This is a genomic window from Sulfitobacter pacificus (assembly GCF_030159975.1).
In the GTDB taxonomy this organism is placed as follows: domain Bacteria; phylum Pseudomonadota; class Alphaproteobacteria; order Rhodobacterales; family Rhodobacteraceae; genus Sulfitobacter; species Sulfitobacter pacificus.
The window spans coordinates 166,599-178,241 of the sequence record NZ_BSNL01000001.1 but is presented as its reverse complement, the minus strand read 5'-3'; the positions used below and the strand labels follow the sequence as shown (position 1 = coordinate 178,241).

8 protein-coding genes are annotated in these 11,643 nt (G+C 56.2%); 2 read left to right on the top strand and 6 right to left on the bottom strand.

Features of this window, described 5'->3' with window-relative positions:
* Positions 1 to 99: 99 nt before the first annotated feature.
* The 3 genes from fusA to rpsL form a co-directional block, all read right to left on the bottom strand.
* Complete coding sequence (gene fusA / locus QQL78_RS00985; RefSeq protein WP_284369672.1) at positions 100 to 2,226, bottom strand: elongation factor G; 2,127 nt, start codon at positions 2,224 to 2,226, stop codon at positions 100 to 102.
* 73 nt (positions 2,227 to 2,299) lie between these two features.
* Complete coding sequence (rpsG, locus tag QQL78_RS00980; protein ID WP_284369670.1) at positions 2,300 to 2,770, bottom strand: 30S ribosomal protein S7; 471 nt, start codon at positions 2,768 to 2,770, stop codon at positions 2,300 to 2,302.
* 90 nt (positions 2,771 to 2,860) lie between these two features.
* A complete protein-coding gene (rpsL, locus tag QQL78_RS00975) occupies positions 2,861 to 3,232 on the bottom strand; it encodes a 30S ribosomal protein S12 (protein WP_025043561.1) in 372 nt (123 codons plus the stop codon).
* Between the two features lie 329 nt (positions 3,233 to 3,561).
* Between rpsL and QQL78_RS00970 the strand changes: the two genes are divergently transcribed.
* Complete coding sequence (locus tag QQL78_RS00970; RefSeq protein ID WP_284369664.1) at positions 3,562 to 4,380, top strand: putative rhamnosyl transferase; 819 nt, start codon at positions 3,562 to 3,564, stop codon at positions 4,378 to 4,380.
* On the opposite strand, the gene QQL78_RS00965 is transcribed toward QQL78_RS00970, so the two are convergent.
* Positions 4,366 to 5,235, bottom strand: coding sequence for a DMT family transporter (locus QQL78_RS00965; RefSeq protein ID WP_284369662.1), 870 nt, complete (start codon positions 5,233 to 5,235; stop codon positions 4,366 to 4,368). The genes QQL78_RS00970 and QQL78_RS00965 overlap by 15 nt on opposite strands.
* A gap of 17 nt (positions 5,236 to 5,252) precedes the next feature.
* Positions 5,253 to 6,059, bottom strand: coding sequence for a glycosyltransferase (locus QQL78_RS00960; protein WP_284369660.1), 807 nt, complete (start codon positions 6,057 to 6,059; stop codon positions 5,253 to 5,255).
* A gap of 605 nt (positions 6,060 to 6,664) precedes the next feature.
* Here QQL78_RS00960 and QQL78_RS00955 point away from each other — a divergent pair.
* Complete coding sequence (locus tag QQL78_RS00955) at positions 6,665 to 7,003, top strand: hypothetical protein (protein WP_284369658.1); 339 nt, start codon at positions 6,665 to 6,667, stop codon at positions 7,001 to 7,003.
* 386 nt (positions 7,004 to 7,389) lie between these two features.
* Here QQL78_RS00955 and rpoC read toward each other — a convergent pair whose 3' ends face one another.
* The gene (gene rpoC, locus QQL78_RS00950; RefSeq protein WP_284369656.1) at positions 7,390 to 11,637 is read right to left on the bottom strand and encodes a DNA-directed RNA polymerase subunit beta'; all 4,248 of its coding nucleotides are present in this window, start codon (positions 11,635 to 11,637) and stop codon (positions 7,390 to 7,392) included.
* Positions 11,638 to 11,643: the final 6 nt, after the last annotated feature.

Below are 11,643 nucleotides of genomic sequence, written 5' to 3'. Positions count from 1 at the left end.
TGTTGGCTCCTTTTGGTTGGTTGGGTGGCGGGGTGAACCCCGCCCTACGGTGTGGGTAGGGCGGGGTTCACCCCGCCGCCCCGATTGTTAAGTTACCGGTTATGCAAACTTTGCCTGGATCTCGTCAGAGATGGCCTGTGGCACAGCTTCGTAGTGGTCGAACTGCATGGAGAAGTTCGCACGACCCGAAGACATCGACCGCAGGGTGTTGATGTAGCCGAACATATTCGCCAGTGGCACAAAGGCGTCAATGGCAATCGCGTTACCGCGGGTGTCCTGACCCTGTACCTGACCACGACGTGATGTCAGATCGCCGATGATGCCGCCGGTGTATTCTTCCGGTGTGATCACTTCGACTTTCATCACAGGCTCAAGCAGTTTCGCGCCGGCTTTCTTCATGCCTTCGCGCATACCCATACGGGCCGCGATTTCAAACGCCAGAACCGATGAGTCGACGTCGTGGAATTTACCTTCGATCAGCGCCACTTTGAAGTCGATCACAGGGAAGCCCGCCAGCGGACCGGAGTCCATGACAGATTTGATACCCTTTTCAACACCCGGGATATATTCCTTGGGCACCGAACCACCAACAACGCGGGACTCAAACGAGTAACCTTCGCCCGGCTCTGTTGGTGTGATGATCATTTTCACTTCCGCGAACTGACCCGAACCACCCGACTGTTTCTTGTGGGTGTAGACGATTTCAGCTTCACGAGAGATGGTCTCACGATAGGCAACCTGTGGCGCACCGATGTTGGCTTCCACTTTGAATTCGCGCTTCAGACGGTCAACCAGAATGTCGAGGTGCAGTTCGCCCATGCCTTTCATGATGGTCTGACCCGACTCAAGGTCGGTCTCAACACGGAAGGAAGGATCTTCTGCTGCCAGACGGGCAAGGCCGGCTGACATTTTTTCTTGGTCGGCTTTGGTCTTTGGCTCAACCGCAATCTCGATCACCGGATCAGGGAAGGTCATTGTTTCCAGAACCACAGGATCGTTAACCGCACAAAGCGTATCACCGGTTGTGGTGTCTTTCAGACCGGCCAGGGCGATGATGTCACCTGCAAATGCTTCGGTGATTTCTTCACGCTCGATGGAGTGCATCATCATCATACGACCGACGCGCTCTTTCTTGCCCTTGGTGGAGTTCAAGAGCGTGTCGCCCTTGTTCAGCACGCCAGAGTAGATGCGTGTGAAGGTCAAGGAACCAACAAAGGGGTCGTTCATGATTTTGAACGCAAGACCGGAGAAGGCCATGTTGTCATCGGCACGGCGTGCGATGTCACGAACTTCTTCTTCGTCGCCCGGCTTAAAGCCCATGTAATCAACAACGTCCAGCGGGCTGGGCAGATAGTCGATCACAGCGTTCAGCAGCGGCTGAACGCCTTTGTTCTTGAACGCGGAACCACAGAGAACGGGGATGAATTTGATCGCCAGCGTGCCTTTGCGGATCAACTTGCGCAGGGTTTCTTCATCAGGCTCCGCACCATCCATCAGATAGTTTTCCATGGCGTCGTCATCCATCTCAACCGCAGTTTCGATCAGATGTGCACGCCACTTGTCGGCAGTCTCTTTCAGGCTGTCGCGGATCGGCTTTTTAACCCAGCTCGCGCCAAGGTCTTCACCTTCCCAGACCCACTCCTGCATGGTGACAAGGTCAACCATGCCTTCAAGTTCGTTTTCAGCACCGATTGGGATCTGGATCGGCGCAGGTGTTGCCCCTGTACGGTCCTGGATCATGTGAACGCAGTTAAAGAAGTCCGCGCCGATTTTGTCCATTTTGTTAACGAACACAATGCGCGGCACTTTATACCGGTCGGCCTGACGCCAAACGGTTTCTGTCTGCGGCTCAACACCGGCGTTGGCGTCCAGAACAGCAACCGCGCCGTCAAGAACGGCCAGCGAACGCTCAACTTCGATGGTGAAGTCAACGTGGCCGGGGGTGTCGATGATGTTCATCCGGAACTTGGTGTCGGATGTTGCATCGGCTGTCGGCTCTTCCTGGCGCTGCCAGAACGTGGTCGTCGCAGCAGAGGTAATGGTGATACCGCGTTCTTGCTCCTGCTCCATCCAGTCCATTGTGGCCGCACCATCGTGCACCTCACCAATGTTGTGGGATTTGCCTGTATAATACAGGATGCGTTCGGAACATGTGGTTTTACCGGCATCAATGTGGGCCATGATGCCAAAGTTGCGATAGCGGTCTAGCGGATAGTCGCGTGCCATTTTGGTGCTTCCTCAGAAGAATGCATGAAAAGGGTCAGGGGCCCAGCGGATCTGAGCCCCGATCTTGTAGGTTTTACCAGCGGTAGTGGCTGAATGCTTTGTTCGCATCGGCCATCTTGTGGGTATCTTCGCGCTTTTTCACCGCGGTACCGCGGGACTGAACAGCGTCCAGAAGCTCGCCTGCAAGGCGCTCTTCCATGGTGTTCTCATTGCGCGAACGGGCCGCTTTGATCAACCAACGGATGGCCAGCGCCTGACGGCGCTCGGGGCGCACTTCGACAGGTACCTGATACGTGGCACCACCAACGCGGCGTGAACGCACTTCGACGGAAGGCTGGATGTTCTCCAGCGCTTCGTGAAACACTTCGATGGGTGCGCGTTTGATTTTGTCTTCAACGCGGGTCATGGCGTTGTAAACGATGCTTTCGGCGACAGATTTTTTGCCGTCGATCATCAGGTTGTTCATGAATTTGGTCAGGACCAGATCACCATATTTGGCGTCTGGCAATACTTCGCGTTTTTCAGCGGCGTGGCGGCGTGACATGTCGTTGTCTTCCTCGGATATTGGGGCGGCGGGGTAAACCCCGCCCTACAGTTGACGGTCAGGCGGGGCATTCCCCGCCACTGCGAATACTTACTTAGGACGCTTCGCACCGTATTTAGAACGGCGCTGCTTACGGTCTTTAACGCCCTGAGTATCCAGAACACCGCGCAGGATGTGGTAACGCACACCGGGAAGGTCTTTTACACGACCGCCACGGATCAGAACCACAGAGTGCTCCTGAAGGTTGTGGCTTTCACCCGGAATGTAGGAAATCACTTCGAAACCGTTGGTCAGGCGCACCTTCGCAACTTTCCGCATCGCGGAGTTCGGTTTCTTTGGTGTGGTTGTATATACACGTGTGCATACGCCGCGCTTTTGCGGGCACTGCTCAAGGTGCATGGATTTAGAAGTCTTGCGTTTCGGCTGGCGCGGCTTGCGGATCAGCTGTTGGATCGTTGGCATTCCGGTTTATCCCCGTACTGTCTTCGTTTCAGGTGCGATGGGCGAGGCCCAAAGCGGTTTCAAATTCTGCACCTTGCCTTGCGACAAAGCGAAAACACCGCAACGCATCCGTACCGAGGAAAGCGAGGCGGTGGGGCACCAGAGGATCGGGTCAGCATTAGACCGGATCTTGACCACTTAAGTTATGATTTCGATTGGCAGAGAAATCCCTGCGACCGAGATAGCGGGCGTATAGGCGATGGCTTGAGGGGTGTCAACAGCCTGCCGCCGCTTGCGTGGATGCAGGGCGGCTGCAATGGTGTGCGCAGATAAACAAGGTTACACATCCTATGCAAACCATCGGCATCTGTCGCTTTTCCTACCCCGGTGATGGCGGATTTCAAGTGGAACATTCCAGCCTTCAGGAGCGTATGGATTACCTCTATGCCCCGGCCCGTATGGCAGAACGTTTTGCCACCTTCGAAACAATGACCCTGCCGCCGCTTCTGGCGCAATCGGATGATGATTTCACCTTTCTGATCGTCATTGGTGAAAGCCTGCCCACGCCTTACCTTGACCGCCTGCACGCCGCCGTCGAACATATGCCCCAGGCCGTGATCCGCGCCTATCCCCCCGGCCCGCATCGCAAAATCATGCAGGATGCAATCAACAAGGTCCGCCGGTTTGACGGTGATGCCTGTTTGCAGTTTCGCATGGATGATGATGACGCCGTTGCCTGCACCTATATCGAACGCCTGCGAGAGGCGGCGCATGATGTGCTGCCCATGGCTGCCAAACACCGCCACATCGCCATCGACTTTAATCAGGGGTTTATCGCCCGCCCCTCTGCACGGGGCCTTGATGTTGCACCAACCAATGCCCCCTATACCACTGCCGCGCTGGCGCTGATGTTCCAACCGGATCTGCGCCTTAGTGTGATGAACTTTGCCCATATGAAGGTCGGGCAAAAGATGCCGACGGTTACCTTTTCAGGGCAGGACATGTTGATCCGGGGCCATAACGATCACAATGATTCCCGCCAGAAACCCGGCGTCAAATCACCACGGCTGACCCCGCTGGATGCCGCCGGCAAGGCCCATTTCAAAGCAACCTATGCCATTGATGCCGATGTGGTTGCCGATGCCTTTGCCGCGTTAGCCGGCACCTGAAACCTTGCGCTCGCGGTAAAAGCTGAACACCCCGGTTGCGACAACAATTGCGGCCCCGATCAGCGTCAGTACATGCGGCCATTCGCCAAAAACCAGCCAACCAAGGATCAGCGCCCAGACCAGCCCCGAATAACGGAAGGGCGCGGTGAAGGATACATCCCCGCTGCGCATCACCTGTATCGAAAAGAAATAGCCGCCAAGGATGCAAACCGCCGAGGCCACGATCAGCCCCCATGACTGTGCTGTGATTTCAACCCATGGCGTGGACAGCGACGCCAGACCCGCCGCCACCATGACAGAGGCCGCGGTCACGAGGGTCACCGTCATCGACGGCACCTCTGGCGAGAGTTGGCGTGTCACCAGATCGCGCAGCGTGACCCCCAGCATCGCGATCAGCGCATAGATCGACCAAATGTTAAAGCCTTCCGGCCCCGGCCGCACGATCAACAAGACGCCGCAGAAACCAACCGCAATCGCCAGACTACGCCGCCATCCCACCGCCTCACGCAGGATCACCGCACTGGCCAGGGTCACGGCCAGCGGCACCACCTGCAAAATCGCCGTCAGATTGGCCAGCGGCATGTTGAACAACGCGGTGAGAAAGAAATAGGAGATGGTGACCTCGGTCGCGGCGCGTATCAGAATAATCACCCAGTCGCGCCGCGCGATCCTGAAATGCAACGCCCCCAGCCGCCCTCTTGCCGCAAGGATCAACCCGCAGGTGATCACGCTGCGCACAAACAGCAACTGGAACAGCGGCACCGCCCCGCCGGTCAGCTTCAGCATCGTGTCATTCAGCACAAAGCAAGCCATAGAAGCCATCATCAGCAGGGCCCCTGCAAGGTTAACCGACATCCTGAAATCCTGTCATCTTACAAATCGTCCAACATTTCCGGCGTCAGTCCAAAACCATCCGCCAAGACTCGCCGCACGCCGCGCGGGCGCAACGCCCCCGCCCTGCCCTGTGGCTGTGCCGTTGAATCATTGTCGGCATGCACCGATCTGATCCACATCGGGCGGGAAACCTCGGTGTAACAGTCGTAATATTCAACTAGATTTCTGTGGTTGCGTCGGAAAACCGTTGCGTGATCTCCCTTGGGAGTGACCATCGCCAAACCGATCCCCAAAGGCGCACGTTCATACCATTCGGTGATGGGGGTTTCACTTTGCGGGTCCAGATACAGGCCCCGATTGAACGCAATCACAAAAGGTTTCTTATCTTCGCGGACCGCCAGCATATTGTCTGCCACCGCCCGGATCCGTGCTGTGGTCGAGCGGTGCATCGCATCATCATCATCCTGTCGGAAAGTCGCGATATGGGTTGCCTCGGGATCATCCGGTAGCGCGTTGAACGCTGTTTTCACCGCCTGAATATGCACCATCGGCGGCAGGGACACGATCTGCATCGGTTTGAAATCTTTGATGATGTCCTCAAGTCGGGCGCGCGCCTTGTCGGGAAAGCTGTCCCCGATCAGCACCGCACAGGAAAAATCCGTGTCTTCCTGCAAAGCCATCGTGTGAAACGCCAGCTTTTCAAACAGATTGAAGCGCCGCTCAAGCCGCGCCGGATCATAAAGCATCGCGCGCATGGCATCCAAACCCTGAGTGGATTTGGCAAAGCCGTTTTCAGACAGGTAGGAGAACCGCATCAGCCCTTTGATTTGCGCTTTGAGTGTCACTGCTGCCCTGCGGTTGAGTGTGTTTCCGACAGCGTAAGGGATCACACCGCAGGGAGAAAGAGGGCGCGCAACCCTTTCGCTAGAATTAAAGTTACTTGTTTCAATGAGTGGCGAAAATCACTGAAAAACTGCGTAAAATTGCGGACTCAAAGTGAAAAAGTACAGATTTTGCCATGATCCAACGGGCAAGATAATCCTTAAAATTCGCAAAGCCATCAGATTGCTCAGCTTCTCGCGCTTACCCACCCAATCGCAAAAAATCCGGAGATCCAGTGCGGTCGTCAAAGTAATGACGCAACGGTCGGCTAGCCTGTCAGCAGTATTCGTCAAGCGTCAATGGCCCCTGCCATAGCTGACAAATAATTCCGTAATAAGCGAGGTTTTTAAGATGAAAGCGGCCAAACAAATCACACTGACTATGATTGTTTTCACAGGGTTTGCATCCAGCGCCCTTGCCCTTGATGTGGGGTTGAGCGGAGGCGCAGAGGGGAACGATACAAGCGTCAGTGTCAGCAATGAAGGCCAAGATGTTGGCGTAAACGCAGGTGTGGGCAGTAGCACCGGCGCGACCGGCGGTCTTGGTGTGTCGATATCCGGGAATGGCGTTGGCGGCGGTTCTGGGAGCGGGGGCACTGGCGGTTCGGGCGGCACCGGAGGTGGTGCTAATGGTTCGGGCAGTGGGTCGGGTGGATCAGGTACTGGCGGCTCTGGCTCTGGCTCTGGCTCTGGCTCTGGCTCTGGCTCTGGCTCTGGCTCTGGCTCTGGCTCTGGCTCTGGAAGTGGGGGAGCAGGCAATGGAGGATCTGGCAACAGCGGCGGCACCGGCGCTTCGGGCAACGGCGCTGCCAGCCCGGGCAGCAACAGCGGCCCCCAAGCCGGCAACACAGATGGGCGCGGGGCCGGTGGACCAAATCAGCGCAGCCCGGCGGACGCAAACAGGGTGACGCGCAGGTCCAGTTCGTTTGCCACACAGATGATCACACAGGCACTAGGGACAACGGTCTGGTCTTCGGACCGCGATTTCATAGGTGAAATCACATCAGCAAAACCCGGGCCTGACGGTTATCTGGATGTCAGCATCCGCCTGAGCAGGAAAGTGGGCAACGGGCGGATTGCGCGGCTTCGGCTAAAACCGGAATGGATCCGCAACGGACAAGTCAAAATGCGCCTGTCAACAGCCGCCTTCATCAACCGTATGAGGCGCTAGGCCCCTCGCTGCCTCAGATAGACGCGCAAACAGATACAACATCCCTGTCACCAGTCTGCATAAAAAAAGCCCCCGCAGTAGCGCTACTGCGGGGGCTTTTATCACTTAGAGATCAGCGCGATATCAATCGCGGCTTTCCTCGTCAAAGTCCGGCGTGCTGAACACATCACCACCGACGATGTCATTGTTCTCGACCACTGGTGCTGCCAGTGCCGCCGCTGCTTCCGCTTCTTCGCGGCGCGCTTCGATGACAACATTGTCACGATCACTTGCCACTTTACGCATCTGCATGGTTGCACCACCGGTCCCGGCAGGGATCAGACGGCCCACGATGACGTTCTCTTTCAGACCAACCAGCTTGTCACGTTTGCCCTGAACCGATGCCTCGGTCAGAACCCGCGTGGTTTCCTGGAACGATGCCGCAGAGATAAACGAACGTGTCTGCAAGGAGGCTTTGGTGATCCCCAGCAGAATTGGCTCGCCTTTCGCCAGACGCCCACCTTTGGAGGCCGCCTTTTCGTTGGCCAGATCAAACTCCTGCTTGTCGACGTGTTCGCCTTTCAGCAGCGTGGTATCGCCAGATTCCTGAACTTCCCACTTCTGCAACATCTGACGCACGATCACTTCGATATGCTTGTCGTTGATCTTAACGCCCTGCAAACGATACACGTCCTGCACTTCGTCGATCATATAGTCGGCAAGGGCCTCAACACCCATAATCGCAAGGATGTCATGCGGTGCCGGGTTGCCGTCCATGATGTAGTCACCCTTCTGGACAAAATCACCTTCCGCAACCGGGATGTGCTTGCCCTTGGGCACCATGTACTCGACCTTGTAATCCGGGTCATCGGCAGACTCGATCGCGATACGACGCTTGTTCTTATAGTCCTTACCAAAGCGGACATAACCGTCGATCTCTGCAATGATCGCGTGGTCCTTGGGGCGACGTGCCTCAAAGAGTTCCGCAACCCGTGGCAGACCACCGGTAATGTCCTTGGTCTTGGCACCTTCACGCGGGATACGCGCAACGATGTCACCAGCTTTGATTTCGGTCTGATCCTCAACAGACAGAACCGCATCCACAGACATCGGATAGGTGACCGGATTGCCCGCATCATTGCGCAATGGCTCACCATCTTCACCCACCAGCAGGATCTCGGGCTTCAACTCGTTACCCTTGGTCGCTGCACGCCAGTCGATCACGATCTTCTGAGTCATACCGGTTGCATCATCGGTCTCATCCTTGACCGCGATCCCTGACACAAGGTCAACGAACTTGGTAGTACCGGATTTTTCCGCGATGATCGGCAGTGTGTAGGGATCCCATTCAAACAGCTTGTCGCCGCGCGCAACCGTGTCACCGTCTTTGACAAACAGGGTGGTACCATAGCCGATCTTGTGGCTGGCCCGCTCTGCCCCGTCTTCGCCGGTGATCAGCATCTTCATGTTCCGGCCCATAACCATGATCTGCCCTGCGGCATTCTCAAGGGTCTGTGCGTTCTCGAACACGATTTTACCTTCTTGGCTGGCCTCAAGGAAGGACTGCTGCCCACCCTGTGCAACACCACCAATGTGGAAGGTCCGCATGGTCAGCTGTGTACCCGGTTCACCAATTGACTGCGCCGCGATGATGCCCACCGCTTCGCCTTGGTTCACCAATGTACCACGCGCAAGGTCACGCCCGTAGCATGTGGCGCAAACGCCCTCTTCGGCTTCACAGGTCAGCGGCGAACGGATGCGTGCAACCTGCACCGCATATTCGTCGATCAGATCCGCCATACGTTCGTCGATCAGCGCACCCGCAGGCACAATCACCTCATCCGTACCCGGCTTAAGGATATCATCCGCTGCAACACGGCCCAGCAGACGCTCGGCCAGTGACGATACAACCTCACCATCATTCACCGCCGCTTCTGCGGTGATGGCAGCGTCAGTGCCACAGTCGTGCATGCGCACGATGCAGTCCTGTGCCACATCCACCAGACGACGTGTCAGGTAACCGGAGTTCGCAGTCTTCAAAGCTGTATCCGACAGACCCTTACGGGCACCGTGGGTAGAGTTGAAGTATTCAAGAACGGTCAGACCTTCCTTAAAGTTCGAGATGATCGGTGTCTCGATGATGTCGCCGTTCGGCTTGGCCATCAGACCACGCATCCCGCCCAGCTGTTTCATCTGGGTCACAGAACCACGCGCACCGGAGTGGGCCATCATGTAAACCGAGTTCGGTTCATTCTCGGACCCGTTTTCGCCATAGGTGGTGTCGGAAATCGACCCCATCATCGCATCGGTGACCTTGTCGTTACACTTTGACCAAGCATCGACAACTTTGTTGTATTTTTCGCCCTGAGTGATCAGGCCGTCCATATACTGCTGTTCAAAGTCGCGTACCTGCTCGCGGGTTTCTTCAACCAGCGGCCACTTGCTGTCCGGGATCAGCATGTCGTCTTTACCAAACGAAATACCGGCCTTGAAGGCTTCGCGGAAACCCATCGTCATGATGTGGTCACAGAAGATAACAGACTCTTTCTGACCGCAATAACGATAAACCGTGTCAATGACCTGCTGCACTTCTTTCTTACGCAGCAAACGGTTGACCAGTTCAAACGGCGCCTTGGCGTTCAGCGGCAACAAGGCCCCCAGACGAACACGGCCCGGCGTCGTATCAAAGCGCACCAGCACTTCGTTACCTTCGTTGTCGATCTGTTTGATCCGCGCCTTGATCTTGGTGTGCAAGTGTACCTCGCCCGCGTCCAGTGCGTGCTGCACCTCATCCACGGTGCCAAATACCTTGCCTTCACCCTTCATACCTTCACGCTCAAGCGTGGTGTAATACAGGCCCAAAATCATATCCTGTGACGGAACAATGATCGGCGCACCGTTTGCAGGTGACAGAACGTTGTTCGTGGACATCATCAGAACACGCGCTTCAAGCTGTGCCTCAAGCGACAACGGCACGTGAACCGCCATCTGGTCACCGTCAAAGTCCGCGTTAAAGGCGGAACAGACCAGCGGGTGCAGCTGGATCGCTTTACCTTCGATCAGAACCGGCTCAAACGCCTGAATGCCAAGACGGTGCAGCGTAGGCGCACGGTTCAGCATGACAGGGTGCTCGCGGATGACCTCGTCGAGGATATCCCAAACTTCGGGACGTTCTTTTTCCACCAACTTCTTGGCCTGCTTCACCGTGGAGGACAGACCTTTTGCCTCAAGCCGCGAATAAATGAACGGCTTGAACAGCTCCAGCGCCATCTTTTTCGGCAAGCCACATTGATGCAGCTTCAGCTCAGGCCCCGTCACAATGACCGAACGGCCAGAGAAGTCGACGCGCTTACCCAAAAGGTTCTGACGGAAACGGCCCTGCTTACCTTTCAGCATGTCGGACAGTGATTTCAACGGACGCTTGTTGGCACCGGTGATCACGCGGCCACGACGGCCATTGTCAAACAGCGCATCAACAGATTCCTGCAACATCCGCTTTTCGTTGCGAACGATGATGTCAGGCGCGCGCAGTTCGATCAGACGTTTCAAACGGTTGTTCCGGTTGATCACACGCCGGTAAAGGTCGTTGAGGTCAGACGTCGCGAAACGACCACCGTCCAGTGGCACCAGCGGGCGCAGCTCTGGCGGGATCACAGGGATCACGGTCAGAACCATCCACTCAGGGCGGTTACCGGATTCAAGGAAGCTTTCGACAACCTTCAAACGCTTGATGATCTTCTTGGGCTTCAATTCGCCTGTGGCTTCTTTCAGCTCTTCGCGCAGCTGGTCGGCCTCTGCTTCAAGGTCGATCGCGGCCAGCATTTCGCGGATCGCTTCGGCACCGATGTTGGCGGTGAACGCGTCCATGCCATAGGCATCCTGCGCGTCCATGTACTCTTCCTCGGTCATCATCTGACCATAGGTAAGGTCCGTCAGACCGGGTTCGATCACCACGTAGTTTTCGAAATACAGCACACGTTCCAGATCGCGCAGCGTCATGTCCAGCATCAGGCCGATGCGGGAGGGCAGCGATTTCAGGAACCAGATGTGCGCAACGGGCGACGCCAGTTCGATGTGGCCCATGCGCTCGCGGCGGACCTTTTGCAGCGTGACTTCCACACCGCATTTTTCGCAGACAACGCCGCGATATTTCATGCGCTTATATTTGCCGCACAGACATTCATAGTCTTTGATCGGCCCAAAGATACGCGCACAGAACAAACCGTCACGCTCTGGCTTGAACGTACGATAGTTGATGGTTTCGGGCTTTTTGATCTCACCGAAAGACCACGACAGGATACGCTCTGGCGAGGCCAGCGATACCTTGATCTCGTCAAACGTCTTCATCGGCGTGACGGGGTTAAACGGGTTGTTTGTCAGTTCCTGGTTCATTTTCAA